Source organism: Paenibacillus sp. UMB4589-SE434, from assembly GCF_030226685.1.
GTDB lineage: Bacteria > Bacillota > Bacilli > Paenibacillales > Paenibacillaceae > Paenibacillus_B.
The window spans coordinates 1-18,420 of sequence record NZ_JASOYK010000004.1 but is presented as its reverse complement, the minus strand read 5'-3'; the positions used below and the strand labels follow the sequence as shown (position 1 = coordinate 18,420).

The 18,420-nt window shown below is 45.7% G+C and carries 19 protein-coding genes and 1 other annotated feature; of the genes, 5 read left to right on the top strand and 14 right to left on the bottom strand.

All coding sequences use genetic code 11. From position 1 onward, the window contains the following. Positions 1-69: 69 nt before the first annotated feature. Positions 70-1,419, bottom strand: coding sequence for a sodium-dependent transporter (locus QP775_RS15380; protein WP_285107331.1), 1,350 nt, complete (start codon positions 1,417-1,419; stop codon positions 70-72). Between the two features lie 131 nt (positions 1,420-1,550). Then, positions 1,551-1,810, bottom strand: a binding site (T-box leader). Between the two features lie 100 nt (positions 1,811-1,910). Beyond that, on the bottom strand, positions 1,911-2,735 hold the full coding sequence (locus tag QP775_RS15375; protein WP_239326171.1) for an aldo/keto reductase: 825 nt from the start codon (positions 2,733-2,735) through the stop codon (positions 1,911-1,913). 367 nt (positions 2,736-3,102) lie between these two features. On the opposite strand from QP775_RS15375, the gene QP775_RS15370 reads away from it, so the two are divergent. From QP775_RS15370 to cysW, 4 genes are all read left to right on the top strand, one after another. Continuing rightward, positions 3,103-3,354, top strand: a complete 252-nt coding sequence (locus QP775_RS15370) for a YezD family protein (RefSeq protein ID WP_239326169.1) — start codon at positions 3,103-3,105, stop codon at positions 3,352-3,354. After that, the gene (locus QP775_RS15365) at positions 3,335-4,414 is read left to right on the top strand and encodes a sulfate ABC transporter substrate-binding protein (RefSeq protein WP_285107327.1); all 1,080 of its coding nucleotides are present in this window, start codon (positions 3,335-3,337) and stop codon (positions 4,412-4,414) included. Before QP775_RS15370 ends, QP775_RS15365 begins: the two co-directional genes overlap by 20 nt. 88 nt (positions 4,415-4,502) lie before the next feature. Then, positions 4,503-5,354, top strand: coding sequence for a sulfate ABC transporter permease subunit CysT (gene cysT / locus QP775_RS15360; protein ID WP_239326167.1), 852 nt, complete (start codon positions 4,503-4,505; stop codon positions 5,352-5,354). Positions 5,355-5,395: 41 nt separating this feature from the next. Then, positions 5,396-6,307, top strand: a complete 912-nt coding sequence (cysW, locus tag QP775_RS15355; RefSeq protein WP_285107323.1) for a sulfate ABC transporter permease subunit CysW — start codon at positions 5,396-5,398, stop codon at positions 6,305-6,307. 151 nt (positions 6,308-6,458) lie between these two features. Here cysW and QP775_RS15350 read toward each other — a convergent pair whose 3' ends face one another. The 3 genes from QP775_RS15350 to QP775_RS15340 form a co-directional block, all read right to left on the bottom strand. Beyond that, a complete protein-coding gene (locus QP775_RS15350) occupies positions 6,459-7,595 on the bottom strand; it encodes an MGDG synthase family glycosyltransferase (protein WP_239326125.1) in 1,137 nt (378 codons plus the stop codon). A gap of 141 nt (positions 7,596-7,736) precedes the next feature. Continuing rightward, on the bottom strand, positions 7,737-8,117 hold the full coding sequence (gene gerQ, locus QP775_RS15345; protein ID WP_239327700.1) for a spore coat protein GerQ: 381 nt from the start codon (positions 8,115-8,117) through the stop codon (positions 7,737-7,739). A gap of 246 nt (positions 8,118-8,363) precedes the next feature. Beyond that, positions 8,364-8,789: a cell wall hydrolase gene (locus tag QP775_RS15340; protein WP_239331941.1), complete on the bottom strand. Its 426-nt coding sequence runs from the start codon at positions 8,787-8,789 to the stop codon at positions 8,364-8,366. Between the two features lie 172 nt (positions 8,790-8,961). Between QP775_RS15340 and QP775_RS15335 the strand changes: the two genes are divergently transcribed. Next, positions 8,962-10,059, top strand: coding sequence for a foldase protein PrsA (locus tag QP775_RS15335; RefSeq protein ID WP_239331943.1), 1,098 nt, complete (start codon positions 8,962-8,964; stop codon positions 10,057-10,059). A gap of 92 nt (positions 10,060-10,151) precedes the next feature. Here the strand turns inward: QP775_RS15335 and QP775_RS15330 are convergent, their stop codons facing one another. From QP775_RS15330 to QP775_RS15290, 9 genes are all read right to left on the bottom strand, one after another. Then, positions 10,152-10,679, bottom strand: a complete 528-nt coding sequence (locus QP775_RS15330; RefSeq protein ID WP_350338978.1) for a hypothetical protein — start codon at positions 10,677-10,679, stop codon at positions 10,152-10,154. A gap of 131 nt (positions 10,680-10,810) precedes the next feature. Beyond that, the gene (pstA, locus tag QP775_RS15325) at positions 10,811-11,695 is read right to left on the bottom strand and encodes a phosphate ABC transporter permease PstA (RefSeq protein WP_239331945.1); all 885 of its coding nucleotides are present in this window, start codon (positions 11,693-11,695) and stop codon (positions 10,811-10,813) included. Continuing rightward, on the bottom strand, positions 11,692-12,645 hold the full coding sequence (pstC, locus tag QP775_RS15320) for a phosphate ABC transporter permease subunit PstC (protein ID WP_239332379.1): 954 nt from the start codon (positions 12,643-12,645) through the stop codon (positions 11,692-11,694). Before pstC ends, pstA begins: the two co-directional genes overlap by 4 nt. A gap of 88 nt (positions 12,646-12,733) precedes the next feature. Further along, on the bottom strand, positions 12,734-13,594 hold the full coding sequence (locus tag QP775_RS15315; RefSeq protein ID WP_239331947.1) for a phosphate ABC transporter substrate-binding protein: 861 nt from the start codon (positions 13,592-13,594) through the stop codon (positions 12,734-12,736). Between the two features lie 45 nt (positions 13,595-13,639). Then, the gene (locus QP775_RS15310; protein ID WP_285107316.1) at positions 13,640-15,124 is read right to left on the bottom strand and encodes a hypothetical protein; all 1,485 of its coding nucleotides are present in this window, start codon (positions 15,122-15,124) and stop codon (positions 13,640-13,642) included. Positions 15,125-15,438: 314 nt separating this feature from the next. Further along, the gene (locus tag QP775_RS15305) at positions 15,439-16,068 is read right to left on the bottom strand and encodes an NAD(P)H-dependent oxidoreductase (RefSeq protein ID WP_239331951.1); all 630 of its coding nucleotides are present in this window, start codon (positions 16,066-16,068) and stop codon (positions 15,439-15,441) included. A gap of 125 nt (positions 16,069-16,193) precedes the next feature. After that, on the bottom strand, positions 16,194-17,411 hold the full coding sequence (locus QP775_RS15300; RefSeq protein ID WP_285107312.1) for an MFS transporter: 1,218 nt from the start codon (positions 17,409-17,411) through the stop codon (positions 16,194-16,196). Between the two features lie 20 nt (positions 17,412-17,431). Continuing rightward, on the bottom strand, positions 17,432-17,890 hold the full coding sequence (locus QP775_RS15295) for a MarR family winged helix-turn-helix transcriptional regulator (RefSeq protein WP_239331955.1): 459 nt from the start codon (positions 17,888-17,890) through the stop codon (positions 17,432-17,434). Between the two features lie 128 nt (positions 17,891-18,018). Beyond that, the coding region (locus QP775_RS15290) for a hypothetical protein (protein WP_285107309.1) at positions 18,019-18,420 on the bottom strand (402 nt) is incomplete at its 5' end.

Genomic DNA, 18,420 nt, shown 5'->3' with positions numbered 1-18,420 from the left:
CCGACTAACGTCCAAACAGCCAATCCCGAGTATTCAATACTAGGATTGGCTGTTTCTGTTGTGGTGACGCTAGCCAACAATGCCAAAGGCATTTAAGAACACGATAATGATTGCAACAGGCACCACGTATTTAAGTAGGAATATCCAGAGCGTAAACCATTTGCCTCCAGCCGGAGAGCCTGTGTTCAACTGATCGATGAGCAAGCTGCGTTCTAATCGATGAGCTACAAATACAGAAATCAGCAGCGCACCGATCGGCATGAGTACGTTACACGCCGTAAAGTCCATAAAGTCAAAGATGTTCTTGCCTGCAATGGTAATATGATCAAGCACTCCGAACGACAAAGCTGCCGGGACACCAAGTGCAAAGCTTGCGCCACCAATCATCCAACTCCAATGTTTTCGTTTGGCATGACCGTCTCGCATTGGAAGAGATGCCACGATATTTTCAAGCAAGGAAAAAGAGGAAGTCAAAGTTGCAAATGCAAATAACGCCAGAAACGCCGTTAAGAACAGGCCGCCAAATGGGATATGCTCAAATACCGAAGGCAATGCGATAAACAATAATCCGGGCCCAGCGGTTGGCTCAAGGCCTGCCGAGAATATCGCCGGGAATATCGCCAAACCCGCCAGCAGCGAGACAAGCAGGTTTAACCCTACAACCGTAAAGGCAGAACGAGACAGACTTTCCTTCCGATCGAGATAAGAGCTGTAAGTAACCATGATGGAGATCCCCACACTAATTGCAAAGAAGGACTGCCCAAGCGCAAACAAAATCCCCTCTGAGGTCAATTTAGAGAAATCGGGTCGCAAGAAAAATTCGACGCCCTTCATCGCATCTTGTAACGTTAAGGAACGAATAATGAGTACAACAAACAGTAAAAACAAACCTGGAAGTAAAAATTTGCTTACGGTCTCGATCCCTTTTTGCACACCTTTAGCTACAACCAAAATTGTAATCAATATAAAAGCAAATTGCCCAATTAATGAAGCAGTCGGATCAGCAATTGTCTGATCGAACAGCTTGCTGTAATCCGTACCTGCCCCTACAAACTGTCCCATAAGCGAACGGAATAAATAAACTAACGTCCATCCACCCACGACACTATAGAAACAAAGGATCATAAAGCTTGTAAACACACCCAGCCTGCCGATCCATTTCCAGCCAGACTTTGGCGCCAATACTTCATACGCTTCGACCGCGGTCTTCTGTGTGCTGCGACCAATTACGAATTCAGCTAACAAAAGCGGCAAACCAATAAGCAGTGTAAACATAATAAACAAGAGGAAAAAGGCTCCGCCTCCATTCGTTCCAGCTATGTATGGAAGCTTCCAGATCGCTCCGATCCCGATTGCTGAACCTGCTGCGGCCATTATAAAGCCGACTTTAGACGTCCATTTCTCTGATTGACTGTTCATGCTGTCTCACGCCTCTCCCCTGTTATCGCTAGCATTAGTTCTTCTTATTTCGCGGTACTATGCCTAGATGCACAATGACATTTCGTCATTTCTTGGCCTATGGCCAAACAAAAAAAGCCTAACATCTCTAAAAAAGAGACGTTAGGCCTGTAACCTTCGCGGTACCACTCTTATTGATCTGAAACTATATCAGATCCAACTCAGCTGCGTGCTTTAAGCAATCGCATACCCGATAACGGAGGCAAACCGTCAAGATATAATAGGATGCAATCATCCGTTCCACCTTGCCATTCCAGGACGAGTTCAGACACACTGTACGACTGCCTCTCACCAAACAGCAGCTCTCTGCGCATTACCGTGCGATCCTACTACTTCCATTCAACATGTTGACGCTTATAGGTTTGAAATGAATATATTGAATTATAGGGACATCCATTTCAACTGTCAACAATAGATTTTATATGGTAAAAATTCCTAACCTGTACTTCGACTTAGAATACGTTCATAGTGTCTGGATCGGGACCTACACGCTTGTCCTGATTCAACGCTGAAATGGCAGCGATCTCGTCTGACGACAACTCAAAGTCAAATACATTAAAGTTCTCTGCAATCCGAGAAGGTGTGATTGACTTCGGAATAACAATGTTGCCAATCTGTAAATGCCAACGAATAATCACTTGCGCCGCTGTTTTGTCATGCTGCTGTGCCAGCTTGAGTATAACCTCGTTGTCAAGAATATCCCCGCCTTGCATCAACGGACTCCACGCTTCCAGTCGAATATCATGCTGCTCACAGAATGCACGTAATTCGTGCTGCACGAGGCGTGGATGACATTCTACCTGATTGACTACAGGCTTGATCGTCGTCTCGCTTAACAATCGCTCTAAATGATGGATATTGAAATTGGACACGCCAATTGAACGAACACGTCCGTCTTCCAACAGTTTCTCTAACGCCTTGTATGTATCTACATATAGATCACGTTCAGGTACGGGCCAATGTACAAGATATAAGTCAACGTAATCCGTGCCTAGCTTTCTGAGGCTTTCTTCTAGGGCTTGGATCGTTGCATCGAAGCCTTGATCGGCATTCCATACCTTCGTTGTCAAAAAGATCTCTTCACGCGGAACACCAGATTGACGAATGGCTTCGCCTACACCTTCTTCATTCTTATAGATAGCGGCCGTATCAATATGTCGATAACCGACTTCAAGCGCCGTCTTTACTGCTGTTACGACTTGCTGTCCTTCTTCCACACGCCAAACACCCAGTCCAAGCTGCGGCATCTTGATGCCATTGTTTAAAGTAATAAGCATGGTAAACCTCCTTAGTAACGATGTTATAACATCGATTGTACATCCCATTTAGTATAGTATTAAATTGCAATTTGAAGCAAACTTTAAACATGTAAGCCGTAAATTCCAATTATTCCTCCTTAAATACTCAAATTTAACCCTCCCTTTTTTTGAAAATGACAATAAGTAGCATACTGGTCATGATATTGTTGACAGTGCCAAGAGCCACTGTTAACATACAAACATAACAAAGTAACTCAATCGGAATTATAAGATAATATCGTTTCAAGCACAAGTCGACCGGACAGCCGGAGATGCAACCTAGATGTCGTTTATTTGGGGGTATCTTCGGCTTTTTGATTTCACATTAAAAAGGGAGGAATTAACTATGAGCAGCTTGCCGTCTTTCCAAGGAGGACATCATAATCCAATTCAAAATTTGCAGACCGAGGAGCTGATTTGGCTGGAACGGATCGCCACTCACCTACGAGACCTACAATTTGGGACGATTCAAATCGTCGTTCACAATGGGCAAATTGTTCAGATCGAGAAAACCGAGCGACATCGCTATGATGTGCATGAATCGATTCCAGCCTATAAAGAGAAAGGGGCTACCACACATGCTAAACGCAAACGCTAAGTCCAAAATGACGTCCAAAACGATAGCCGTAATTGTCCTCGCGCTCCTCACTACAATTACTACTGCCGCTTGCGGAAGCAGCAAGGAATCAAATGTAGCAGCCGATAGTAAAGAAAGCAAAGAAAGTAAAACCATCGAAATTCAAAATGTGTCCTATGATCCGACACGCGAGTTGTACGCCGAGTACAATAAAGCATTTGCTGCATATTGGAAATCTAAAAATGGAGATACCGTTGTCGTCAAGCAGTCCCATGGGGGCAGCGGCAAACAAGCAAGATCCGTCATTGACGGGCAGAAAGCAGATGTTGTTACTTTGGCCTTAGGCTACGACATCGATGCCATTCAGCAGACTGGACTTATTAAGCCTGACTGGCAGAAACGCCTGAAAGATAACAGTTCCCCTTACTACTCCACGATTGTCTTCCTTGTTCGCAAAGGTAACCCGAAGCAGATTAAAGATTGGAATGATCTTATCCGAGAAGACGTATCCGTCATTACACCTAACCCTAAGACATCAGGCGGAGCCCGTTGGAACTATCTCGCAGCATGGGGATACGCGCTCAAGCACAACAATCAGGATGAAAGCAAAGCAACTGAATTCATCAAGCAATTGTTCACCCGTGTACCTGTGCTGGATTCCGGCGCTCGCGGCTCTACAACTACATTTGTAGAACGAGGGATCGGCGACGTCTTAATCTCTTGGGAGAATGAAGCTTTCCTCGCTGTTAATGAGCTTGGCAAAGATAAATTCGATATCATTGTACCATCGCTAAGTATTCTGGCTGAGCCTCCTGTAGCAGTAGTAGACTCCATCGTTGACAAGCAAGGAACTCGGGAAGTTGCCGAAGCATACTTGGAATACTTATATACGGAGGAAGCACAGGAAATTATCGCTAAAAATTACTACCGTCCTCGTCTGGAAGCAATAGCGAAAAAATATGAATCTACTTTTCCAACTATTGAATTACTAACGATTGATAAAGATTTTGGAGGCTGGGGAGAAGCACAGAAGAAACACTTTGCGGATGGCGGCCTGTTCGACAAGGTTTATGCAAAGTAAGATCACTGTGTTCGGTAGGTCATATGCGTCAAAAGGAACGCCAGTCTTGCAGCATAGCCATACTAATGACTAGGAAAGAGGAACTTCTATGAAACCAGCCCCAGACAAACCTCGTGTTCGACCTTTTCGAGTACTGCCCGGGTTTCGTTTGACACTCGGGTTTACCCTTATTTACCTGTCGTTGATTGTATTAATCCCCTTGTCCACGGTCGTACTACAATCGATGAACATGAGCTGGGATACGTTCTGGAGTCTGGTACTAGATAAACGGGTCATGGCAGCCTATCGGATCAGCTTCCTCACTTCATTGTTTGCAGCGCTCGTTAACGTTGTATTTGGTTTCCTGACAGCATGGGTACTTGTACGCTATCAATTCCCTGGAAAAAAGCTCATTAACGGAATTATCGATTTGCCGTTTGCACTGCCAACAGCTGTTGCAGGCATTTCGTTAACTGCCATCTATGCGGAAAATGGCTGGATGGGGCAGTGGTTCTATGCCTTGGGCATTCCCAGCGCCTATTCCGTGCTCGGGATCACGATCGCACTGATATTTATCGGTCTGCCCTTTGTCGTACGTACGGTTCAGCCTGTACTGGAACATTGGGATGTAGATGTCGAGGAAGCGGCCGCAATACTCGGTGCTCGGCGCTTTCAGACGTTCCGTCGGGTTGTGCTGCCGCAGCTTTTGCCAGCGATCATGACCGGTTTTACGCTTGCTTTTGCACGCGGCATTGGCGAATACGGCTCAGTTATATTTATCTCGGGCAATATGCCTTACAAGACCGAAATTGCCCCGCTTTTAATGATGACAAAGCTGGAACAGTTTGATTATGCAGGCGCTACCGCGATTGCATTAATGATGCTCATTATTGCCTTTGTCCTGCTTGTTATCATGAATGCAATTCAGTGGCGATATACACGCCGCTTCGGTTCACTCTAACACGTGTACACCAGATCGAGACTAAAAGAGAGGTATCGCCTATGCATCCAATGCGGCCCACCCCTGTTACACCAACAGCAGCATCAGCCCCACATATTGCCAAGCAAAACAAGCGCTCTGGGCATGCCGTTACAACGGAAAGTAAACGTGTTCAGCAGATACTCATCGGCGTGGTGCTTGTATTTATCACACTCGTACTCTTATTGCCGTTGGTATCTATTTTTGTTCAAGCATTTAAGCGTGGTGCGGATGTATTTTTTGCCGCACTAACGGACCCAGACGCTTGGTCCGCCATTCGCCTAACACTGCTCACTGCACTTGTTGTTGTGCCGCTTAATGCTCTATTTGGCGTAGCGGCAGCTTGGTGTATCACCAAGTTTACGTTTCGCGGCAAGCAACTGCTTATTTCTTTAATTGATGTTCCTTTCTCAGTATCCCCTGTCATTGCTGGGTTTGTGTTCGTTTTATTGTTTGGTGCACATGGCTGGTTTGGCACTTGGCTGTCCGATCAAGGCATTTCGATCATTTTTTCATGGCCTGGCATCGTACTCGGCACATTATTTGTTACCTTTCCCTTTGTCGCTAGAGAGCTGATCCCTCTTATGCAGTCACAGGGCATTCAGGAGGAGGAAGCTGCTATCACCTTGGGAGCGAACGGGTGGAAGCTGTTCTGGAGAGTAGCCTTGCCGAACATGAAATGGGGCTTATTGTACGGCATCGTAATCTGCAATGCACGTGCTATGGGTGAGTTTGGAGCAGTCTCTGTTGTATCTGGCCATATTCGAGGAGAAACCAATACGATGCCTTTGCATATTGAGATTTTGTACAATGAATATCAATTTTCTGCCGCATTTGCCGTCGCCACCCTGCTAGTCCTTGTAGCGTGCGGCACCCTTGTGCTGCAGCATTGGTTTGACCTGAAACGTCAACGACAGCAGCAGGCCACAGGGTAGCAATACCGTAAATTGCAGCGCCCACTCACACAGCTTCTTCCAGCCAAACAGGACAGCTGTGTGGGTTCATCAATTACGAGTAACAGCAGTAAGGGTTATAAATGGTACAGCGGCATTAAGAAGCTTGTAGGTCGTACATGCTGGACTTCGTTCAAGAACGGAACGATTGATGACGCTGCAGCGTCTCCAGCATATCGTGTACAACAGCAGCGGCTGCATGTGGACGCGACATGGAGACCATACTGTCACGCATGAACTGCAATTGAGTCGGCTGCTTATACGCCGCCTCCATCTGTTGGACGAGTTCTGCTTCGTGCTTCGCGACCTTCGCTACGCCCTGCGCAGCTAAAAACCGAGCATTCTCCAATTCCTGTCCTGGCTGCGGACGACAAATAAATAACGGCACCTGCAAAGACATGGCCTCACTAACGGTAACTCCACCCGCCTTCGTCACCACAGCATCCGCACATGACATCAATTGGGCGATATCTTCCACATATCTGAACAAATGAATATCTGGTGTCTGGTCATATTGCTGCTGCAGTTCTTGAAACAGCTTTTCATTTTTTCCGCAAACCACAAGCACTTGATGCTCCGGAATCCTTCTCAACAACCGAAGTCCTTTATCTACAGACCACCCAACCCCGTATCCACCAGACATTAACAGTGTTACCCGCTTATGTGGGTCCAAGCCAAGGGCAAGTCGATTCATATGGCGTTCTTGAGCAGAAGCAAACGGCTCGCGCAGTGGAATTCCACTCACCACAATCTGCTCCTCGCCAATATTTTGGGTAACCATGCCTTGCTTTAAAGCGTCCGAAGCGACATAATAGCGGTCTTCCGTGGACAAAATCCAGCGATGATGAAGATCATAATCTGTCATAACGGTAAACGTGGGAATATTCAAGCCTACGCCAGCACATAATTGGGCGACATCAAAATAAGGAAATGTGCTGATCACCCCAACAGGGCGCTCCTGAAGCAGCATCTTTCTTAATGTATTCATGCCTAACGTAAAGCCGGTCCGTACTAAAGGGTGGTTGCGCTTCATCGTCCTCGTTCCGTAATAGCTCCAACCATAGTAATTCACACCTAGCAGCGAAAGCTTGGAGCTTTGCAAAAATAAAAATCGGATGACCGCATCCCATACTGGATGTGCCTCTGCCATCAAATTTATAATGCGCACATGAACCCCTGCTTCAAGTAAGCGGTTCTTTAATGCTTGCGCCACCTGCCAGTGGCCATCCCCATAGGTTGCTGTTAAGACAAACATGGTGTCTTGCTGCATCGCTTATCCCCCGCTTCGATAAAGATACATAGCTATTCCTTATCGTAGCAACCAACTATCAACCACTTATCATTTTAATCTTAAAAGTTCGTAAAAAAGCAAAAAGCCGCAACTATAAAGTTCCGGCTCGCTCTAGCTTCATTATGCTTCTTCTTCCCTGCCTGTATTGCCAGTGACGCCAGGATATTGGTACACAAGCGGTTCGTCAAAAGTCACGTAATCCAGATTAACCATCAGCAAGATGATACGTTGTCCTGTCATTGGGTCGCTGATAATAATATGGTCTCTACCCGCTGCTTCCACAACGCCTCTGAATATTTTGGCATTCCATTCGGAATTGTTCTCATAAGTCATATAGAACGTGCCTACTTTGCCCAGGTTTAACCTTAAAATATTTTCAATGTAAGACTGTTCAAAGTTCGGATTCGGCAATACCGCACCTGTTGGTGTCATGAAGCCTCCACTAGATACTTGCGGCGGGACCATAGATTGTGGTGTGAAGCTAGGCTGTGGCTGAGTCATAGGAACGGAACCTACTCCTCCAACCGGTTGGCCATAAGGCATAGGAAGCAGGCCGCCTCCATACGAACCGTTTCGGGCTGGAGCCGATGAAAAACCAGGATGAACTGGTTGTTGCATAGGATGTACGGGATGTACAGGATAATAAGGCGTATATGCCATTTTGATGCTCTCTCCTTTTCAGCTATTCGCTGTCTCTTATAATAGTTGCTAACCTACGCTAATGTGCTTCGGGACAGGCTGGTTGTATTATCTAAATACTGCTGGACAATCGCTAGCTGTTGGTGCAAAGAAGCAGTGCGCTTTAAATCGCCCCGTATTTTGCTGATCGTACCATGTGTCCGGGCAGGCCCCGACAGGGCGAAAGAACCATAATGCGTTAGAGGCTGGCCAAGTTTTCTCACCGCCAATGTTTCTTCTTGCAAGTCGGATGTCCCTATCGCGCGCTTTTTGGTAAAAATAACTTTTTTGAACAGCTTCGAAACCACCCGGATTCTGGTACACCATATCGGGTATGCTTCTAATATTTCGGAAATCGAGACAATCTCCAAGCACACGATTCACACCAACATTACCGACCATCATCATGCCTTGCTCGCCTTCACCTTCGGCTTCCGAACGCATGAGACGGGCCAGCATTCGCTCGTGTTCCGAATTGGATTTAATTACTGCCATTCGGCGCTTTCCCTCCCTTCACACGTTACCATCATATGTGTTATCGCCTAATTGGTGACTTCTGTACGCTTGTCATTTTTAATCTAAAATTAACTTTTGATTAAGGCTGGCCTATACTAAGGCGTATATAGTAAAATTTAGATGTTCGAACTTAGAGGAGGAATAAACTGCAGTGAAAGATCAAGAGACGGAATTAGAAGAGAAGCAGAACAACACGCAGGACAAGCCAACACCTGAACAAACAAGCAACAAGGAGGGTCACGAGGAGCCCATAACAGAGCAGACGCTCCTTACTACACAAGAGACACCAGTAGCTGAATCATTAGTGAATGAGCAGCCGCGCGCAAAGGGAATCGGCACAGGATTCTGGATCGGGACAACCGTTATATTTGCATTGGCATTAGTAGCACTTATTTTGCCGATGTCCATCAAGAGTGACGCTTCCAGCTCTACGGTAGCAACCGTAAATGGAACGTCTATCAGCAAGGATAAATTGTATGATGAACTCGCTAAGCAGGGCGGGGCACAGACGCTGGACACCCTGATCACCAATGAGCTTATTCGTCAAGAGATGACGAAGGCAAACTTGACTATCTCAGATGCTGATATTAACAAAGAGATGGAAAAGGTTAAGAAAGGCTTTAATTCTGAAGATGAGCTGAACGCCGCACTGGCACAAGCAGGCATGACTACAGAGACATTGCGTCAACAGGTTGTGAAGCAATTAGAACTCACTAAACTTCTGTCCGTCAAAGTATCGGTTACAGACGATGAAGTGAAGCAAATGTTCGAGCAGAACAAAGCCAGCATGGACACGCCTGAGCAAGTTCGTGCATCTCATATTTTAGTGAAAACCAAAGAAGAAGCTGACGCCATTGTAAAACAGCTTAAAGAAGGCGCAGACTTTGCAGCACTAGCCAAAGAGAAGTCATCGGATGGTTCCAAAGACAAAGGAGGAGACCTCGGTTTCTTTGGAGCTGGAGCAATGGTGCCTGAATTCGAAAAAGCGGCCTTTGCTTTGAAGACGGGAGAGGTAAGTGAACCGGTCAAGAGTCAATTTGGCTACCATGTCATTAAGACGACTGATCGCAAGGCAGCCCATACTGCTACATTTGAAGAGAAGAAAGGCGACATCAAGGACGCGCTTATCGCTCAGAAAGTGTCTCAGTTGTATCCTTCCTGGATTGAAGAACTGAAGTCCAAGGCTACCATCACCAATTCTTTGGAAAAGAAAGCCGCTACACCGACTGAAGGAGAATCTCACTCCTAATATGAATTGGGGTCAGCCGCTCCTATGCAGTTGACCGCAATGCCAAAGACTCCACTCAAGCTGATGCCTGACTGGAGTCTTTGTTTTATCCTTTATGTTGCATCTGTCCCTACCCAATCCCATCGCTGCCGATATTGTGTCAGCCGTGGATGAATGTGATCTGGTTCTGCTGACAGGAGTAATCTAACCTTAACGATCCAAGCCTCAAAGGACGCGTATGAAGCTAATAAGTTAGCCATGTCCGGCGTGACGTACAAGAAATAGGGTGCCCGATAGGTGTCCATTATGTGGTGGAGCGCCGTTTCTACTGGCGTATATTTCTTCCGTCTTCCCTCCCAGCTTTCAATGGCAACATCATGATAACCGCGATCGCGTTTCCATTCATGCAATCGATCTTCCCGCTTGTAATAAGCACTAACTGGTTCAGCATACATCCTTTTAGTGCTTTGCTCATGCAGCGGGTACAATACCAGCTTGGCAAAAGACCGCTGTTCAGCCTGCTGTACCGCCAGATCTAACTGTATGTCCGACGTGTGCTCAAACGAATCATAATAAATTAACGTGCCTTTGGATAAGGCTTCTGCCGGCTCATATCCATACGGTACCTTTATATTCCGCATGATGCATCCTCCCACGTATCATATTTTGGCTTAGTATCTCCAATTATACGTATTTGACCAAGCTATTGATACGCAAATAAGCGAGCCTATGTTAGACTCGCTCCGCTTGGTATGTGACTTAAACTTAAGTATTAGCGCTGCTTCATACGCCGATTGTTCAACCACAGCGGGATTCGGAATATCAGATTAATAAATAATACGACAAACACAAGGACCGCAGCGGACTTGTCTGCAATCGAAGCCGCATCCTCTACTATCGCTTCCGATTGGACGTACCATAGATGCACAGCCAACGTTTCTCCTGGCGAAAATAAATTAAAATCCCACATTTCACCAGACGTGCTTAATCCTGCCGTCAAAATAATAACCGCCGACTCACCAAATGCACGTCCTGCCACGAGGCAAATGCCTGTAATAATTCCCTGCAGCGCAACTGGAATAACAACTGTACGGATTACTTGGAACTTCGTTGTACCAAGCGCATATGAAGCATTGCGCAATTCTTCTGGCACTGCTCGAATCGCTTCTTCGGTCACACGAGCCAGCATTGGCAAGTTCAAAAATGCCAAACTGACAGCGCCACCCACAATCGTAAGTCCAACTTGAAAATATTCAGCAAATATAGCCAGACCAAGCAAGCCAAATACGATCGATGGTACAGATGACAACGTCTCTACAGCCATACGCAGTATCTCAGTAAAACGATTGTTCGGAGCATATTCGGCTAAGTAAATACCTGCCCCTACCCCAATAGGTACAGAAATAACAAGGGAGATTATTAAGATGTAAAAAGAGTTAAATAGAACCGGACCAATACCGCCACCCGCATCCATCTCCTCAGGAACCTTTGTCAAAAAGTCCAGCGTGATACTAGGCAGTCCTTTGCTCAAAATCGTGTACAGCATCCAGAAAATGAGCAGCAGCACGGCGCAGCCAAGCAAGTAGAACAACCCAGTGGCCGTATGATTGTAGAGTTTGGCCCGCTTGTTGCGATTCGTATTTACAAATGAATTCATGCTTCCTGCCTCCGTTTGCGGCTCATTAAGCGAATGATGAGAATCAGAATAAAGGAAATGATGAGCAAAAGGAACGCCATCATATGAAGCGCGTAGTTCCACGTTGATTCAAATTCAACGTTGCTGATCTGCATCACAATATTACTCGTCAGCACCGACGTTGGCATAAAGAGATCTGTCGCCAACTGGGCCGTATTACCGATTACCATCACAACCGCCATCGTCTCGCCGATGGCACGTGTCATACCAAGAATAATCGCAGCCACAATCCCTCTGCCTGCCGCTGGCAGCACTACACGCATCATTACCTGCAAACGCGTTGATCCAAGCGCATAAGCCGCTTCTCGATACTTCTTCGGCACCGCCGCAATAGCCTCATCGCTAACGCGGGCAATCGTCGGCAGAATCATCAGTGCCAGCACGAGCGCTGCTGCGAACAGGCCATCACCTAGATTCTCTCCACTCCATTCGCGGAGCAGCGGAATTAAGACAGTCAACCCCAGATAACCATATACAATTGAAGGTATACCTACCAGCAGGTCCAGAACAGGTCTTACAAATTGCTTAAACCATTCCGGTGCAATCTCGACCAACAAGAACGCCATTCCCACTGAAATCGGCACAGCAATTAGCAGTGTAATTCCAGTCAATGACAGCGTATTTAATATAAAAGCCAACGCTCCAAAATGCCCTTCCTCGGGTGTCCAATCCATGGATAAGAAGAAGTCTGCAAAGCTAATGTCCTTAAAGGTGAGGATGCCCGTCTTCCCAATAAAGAAAATAACTAATGCTAGTACCAAACATAACATTAGGATACTGAACAGAAAAATGTATTTAAATAGCTTATTTGTAAATTGAACTCGCGCGTAACGATTAAAACGGCGCCGATTGGATGTCTTTAACAAGCTGGCGCCCTCCATGGACGCGATTCTCTGCACTTCAGTGCTCATGCTCATCGTTGTTCCCCCATATAACGGCCAGCCTCTTTAGGTTGAGAGGCTGGCCGTTATGAACAATATGGAATCTAGTTCTAACCGATTATTTCATAGCAGAAAGCGGGATGAATTTTAACTTTTTCAACGAACCTTGTTGGAACTTGGAGCTTTGCACATATTCAATAAATGCCTTAGTCGCGCCAGTAGGCTGGCCTTTTGTCATATAATAGCCGTAAGACCACACTTTATATTTGCCATTAATGACGTTGTCTGTTGTTGGTTCTACGCCGTTAAATTTCACAGCCTTCACATCACTGTTTACATAAACAAGGTCGATATAACCAATAGCGTTAGGTGTTGTTGCGACTGCTGTTTTCATATCGCCGCTAGAGCCTACTTCTTTATAGTTCTCTTTCTTCTTTGTGATATCTCCGCCACCAAGTGCTTTCAGTTGATAGTTAACACGAGTACCGGAACCAAAAGCACGTGTAATTACAACGATATCCGAATCACTGCCGCCTACGTCTTTCCAGTTCGTAATCTTGCCGGAGTAAATCCCTTTTAATTGTTCTGTAGTCAGGTTGCTTACGCCCACATTTTTATTTACGATAGTCGCGAACGGAATTACTGCCACTTTGTTAGCAACTTGGCCGTCAAAGGCCTTAAAGCCTGGAACATCTATTGAGGCATCCCAGTCGCATGCGCCAATTTGAGCAATACCTTTCTTAACCGCTTGTGGTCCTGTAACAGATCCTTTACCGGAAGCTGCAATTTTAACTTTCGGATTCAGCTTCTGAAATTCCTTAGCTGCTTGTAAAGTCATCGGCAGCAAAGCTGTAGAACCGTTAATCGTAATGCGGCCTTTTAGTTCTTCTTTAGCAGAAGCAGCACCGCTAAATAAAGTTGTTACTGCAAATAAAGAAACAATAAGAGCCATCGAAAATGCGCGAACTCGTTTGTTCATTTTATATTTCTCCTCTCGTGCGTACACGTCATTGTAGTGGATCTGTTATTTACTTAGCTTTGTTGCTTTGCCTTCCGAAATGACAATGGCAGAACCGTCTTCGATTGCCGCAATGCTCGTTCCATTGGCTGATGGCGTCAGCTCGGTAATCGTACCGGATGTACTATACAGTACGTTTTTCTTACCATCCGCTTTGACTTCATATAACTTTGTGCTGCCATCTTTGGATGTACCCGCTACAAATAATTGTCCAGATGCAGACAACGCAGCTACTGTTACATCAATATCATCCACCAGGATTGTCGTTTTCTTGTCGCTAATCGTAATAGCGGACAGGTTAGCATTAGCTGTACCATCTGGATCGGCACTCACATATACAACTCGACCGTCATTCAGCAAGCTTGCATACAACTTGTTGTCTTTGCCAGTCGTTATTTGAACAGGTTTACCCTCTTTAACGCTTGTATCCAATATGTACAGTTGATCTCCTGCATTAGTATAATCGATAGTTAGAGAGTCTTCGGTGCTGTCTGCATCGTTTTTGGCAACACCTGTAATACTTACGGCATACAAGAGCGTCTTGCCATCGGCAGCGATTCGAATATTGGATTTGTTCTCTACCTTATCGTTAACGATTGTCTTGACCGTTCCTGCGTCCAAATTGATGGAAGCAATCTTCTCTTGCTTGTCACCTTGCGCAAAATATAACAGCTTGCTATCCGGTGACCAGCTCAAGTCCGTTTTCACGGAAGAGTCGCTGCCCCAAGTCTGAGTAGATCCACTTGCCAAATCGATCAGGTGGAGCTGGCTGTTGGCGTCCGTGTAGGCCCCCCACTTTCCATCAGGTGATACAGCAAGATCCGCAGCGTCTTCGTTAGCTGACAGCTGCTGATATTCAGCAGTAGTAGGGTTGAAAGCATAAACTTGAATGCCTGCATCAGATGTACGTGTTACAACCGCTTTTCCACTAGCGTTCCATCGTGGAGCGCTGAAATCACCATCAAGCTTCTTGTATCTTGCAAATTGCAATTCGCCTTTATCAGTTGTACGCTCACCGCCCAATGCCGTCACCAATGCATCCAGTTCTACATATAGAACCCCGTTTTTTGAAACAGGAGCTTGCGTGAACTCTAACGTAACACCATCTGCCTGATAAGACTTCACATTCGGCTGGAACTGTATCACATGCAAAGGTTGTCCGCCATATAAGTAGATATTGCCTTGCTCTGCTTCAAGTGCAACATGCAGCGCACTTGCCAGATCACGGACAGCGTATAAAGTAGTGCCGCCTGTTTGAAGCGCACGCACAGTGCTTGCCTTACCGTCGACTACAATACTTACAGAAGATAATGCTGCTGCCTTCTGGGCAGACGCCAAGATCGTTACCTTGCTCTTGCCAACTTCTGCTGCACCTGAGACACCTGGTACGAGAAAAGTGGAGAGAATTATAGAGGTTGCTAATACGGCCAGCATGTTACGTTTCATATTTTCACCCTTTTGTATGTAGTAGGATTCTGGATTCATTTTCACATATGAATGTAAATTCAGTTTCAGCTTCTTGTGAAGATCATGTAAATATTAGATTTTTATAAAATATCGTTCTCAGTCATATGCACACACACGACCAGCCATTCACCTGCCACGTTTGCGACATTATCCCTTCTTTTCGCTGAAATGAGGATGAATGCTGGAAGATGAGAAGAAGCACTCTTTTTACACATCCTTTACCCGAAGAGCTGTAACGCCATAAGATTTGTCTCCAGCAGGACAAACACGATTGCATAAAAAAGAGGAATTCCCCAGTCGCTCTGACCAGGAAATTCCTCTTCTTGTTATCCGTTATCTTATACAGTTGCAAACAATCGTTTTACACTTGCTTCTGCGTTTACTTTAGCAGCTGCCAATAGTGCTTCCGCTTGGTCAGGAGCTGCGTTCATACCTTCAACAACGATATTTTCGAAGTCTGTGATGCCGACAAATCCCATAATCGCTTGCAGGTAGTTGTTAGCAAATTGATAAGCAGGAGCTTCCGCATATGCTCCACCACGCGCTTCGATGTGAACAACTTTCTTGCCGTTTAGCAAGCCTTGCGCGCCTTCTGCTGTGTAACGGAATGTACGGCCTGCAATACACAGGTTGTCGATGTATGCTTTAAGCAGCGGTGGATAGCTCAAATTCCACATAGGTGTTACGAATACAATCAGGTCTGCTGCAATGAATTGATCCAGGATCTCATTCATGCGGCCAAGTGTTTCTTGTTGACCTTGCGACAATTCCGCGCCTGCTGCCGCTTTGCCCCATGCATCAAGTACAACGCCGTCAATAAGCGGAATGTGTTCTTCATAAAGGTTCACTGTTGCAATTTCAACAGCGCCTGCTGCCTGCAGCTCAGACAAGAAATGATCGCTCAAGCGACGTGAGAAGGACATCTCAGTTGGTTTAGGATTCGAGTTCACGACAAGTACTTTTTTCATAAAAATAAAACCTCACTCTCAAAGTTTTGTTTAATGTAATTAAATTATTTACTAACTTATAGATAGTATGATATCTCGAATCCAAGCTAATGTCAAGTCATTTTTAAAAATAGGACCTTAACAAATCAGGCCGACACCGATTCATCCGAATTCACAGCAGACACCCGCCGTGTCTTCCATAAATAGCCTCCATAGACAAGCAGCATGCAAATCGCACTTAATGCGGATATACGATACATCATCGCGTAATTGGTCATCATAGCCACTGCGCCTAACAACAATGAGCCTACTGCTACGCCGAGGTCAACCGAGTTATAAAAAGCGCCTGTAGCCGCCGCTCGACGTTCGACCGCCACTCGCTGAACCGTCCAGGCTTGAAGGGCAGGCTGCAAAGCTCCATACCCTAGCCCATACACACATGCCGCCATAATGAGCATGCTTGTCGAATGACTCCATGACAGGAGCAGAAGCCCCGTCCCGAACAGCACACAACCAGCAGGCACGATAGCAAGATGACCAAATCTGTCATACAACTTGCCTGAGAATATACGTACAACCAAAATCGCAAGTGCGTTAAATAAAAAGAACATCCCTACATTCCCAATTCCCGCTTCTTTGCCAAACATCGTAATAAACGTTAAAATGCCCCCGTACGTAATCGTCATCAGCCAATTCAGTAAACAAGGAAGCAGTGCTTTACGATCCATCCATGGACCACTGCTTCCGCTTTTAGTCGGTTTGGGGCTGCCTACTGGCTCAGAACTTTTTAAGTTGAGCAAAAGAGGAAATACAATAATAACGAGAATAAATGCAGTAACAATTAACGTTTGGTAACCAAATTGACCTAACAGCCACAAACCGACAATAGGACCTAATGCCATCGCCAGACTATTCGCCAAGCCAAAGAAACCCATCCCCTCTCCCATACGTAGCGGCGGAATGACACGGGTGACTAACGTCCCAACGGCAGTACTCGTCATCCCAAATCCTATCCCATAAATAATTCTCACGCCCATAAACAACAACAAGGACGGTACAATACCATAGGCTCCGGTTGATAACGAATAGATAGCTAACCCTATCCAAAGAAATGTCATCGGCTTAAACCGTTCAAAGCTTCTCCCCGCAAACAGCCTTGTCACGATAGCCGATAGAGCAAATAAACTGACCACCAGACTGACGGTTAAACTGCCAGCTTGATATGTATCTGCCACATAAGCAGGCAGAGACGGTGTGATCATTAACAAGTTTAAAGATAATAAGAAATTGGACATCGTCATGATCATAAAAGATTTAGTCCACAGCTTTGGCTCCGCTGTGACTGTATGGATTGTATTGCTCACTTTCTGTCTCCCACTTTCATTTATGCTCGATTTTGCTGGTCTGTTGATCGTACATTGCGCTGAACATGCAGCATATCCTGTACAAGCCGCTCTTCCTCCGCGGACGAGAATCCGGCCATCAGTTCGGCAATAAAAGCCTGCTCTATCGGAATCAACTGTTCGATCAACGCCTCGCCTGCTGCAGTTAATCTGATTTCATAGGCGCGCTTGTCCCGCGCAGACTGCATACGCTGTATGAATCCTTTCCGAACAAGATGCTGTATGATACGCGTCACCGTTGGCTGATCTTTATCACATCGTTCGGCCAACTCCACCTGGGTGATTCCATTTTCATCTATGAGGCGGCTTAATACAGCCCACTGTTCTCGTGTAATATCATACGGTCGAATTCGAGCAGATAACTCCATTGAAACTTGGCGATAGGTTTGTGCGAGCAAATATCCAAACTTCCGTTCAAATGAAGGCAAAATTTCAATCACTTCCTTTCCAAAGTCTCTGTAAACCCATTTAACCTATTTACTTAGCATAACAATGATTATATAAGTAATTAATGTCATATGCAAAGAAAAACAGAGTGACTCCCGAAGAAGTCGCTCTGTCCTTAGTGTTATACCAAATGAGATTGTGAAGTGTAGCTCTTTAAGTAACCACCTGGTGCATAACTGCTAGCTGAATAGCTTTGATTGTTATCCCCGCTATAGGTTTGTCCTGTGATGTTTTGAGCTTGTCCCGCAGCCGAATAATTGCTCGACACGAAATTGGATTGCTCACCATAGCCTTGTCCGTTCACACTATTGGTTTGACCATACGATTGATACCCGCTAGATACTCCATTTTGTTGTGCACCCTGTGTCTGCGCCGTGATGCTTTGTACTTGGCCATACGGCTGGAAGCTTTGTGGAACTACATTTTGGTGCGCACCATGTGTTTGCGCCGTGATGCTTTGCACTTGGCCGTACGGCTGGAAGCTTTGCGGCACTACATTTTGGTGCGCGCCATGTGTCTGTGC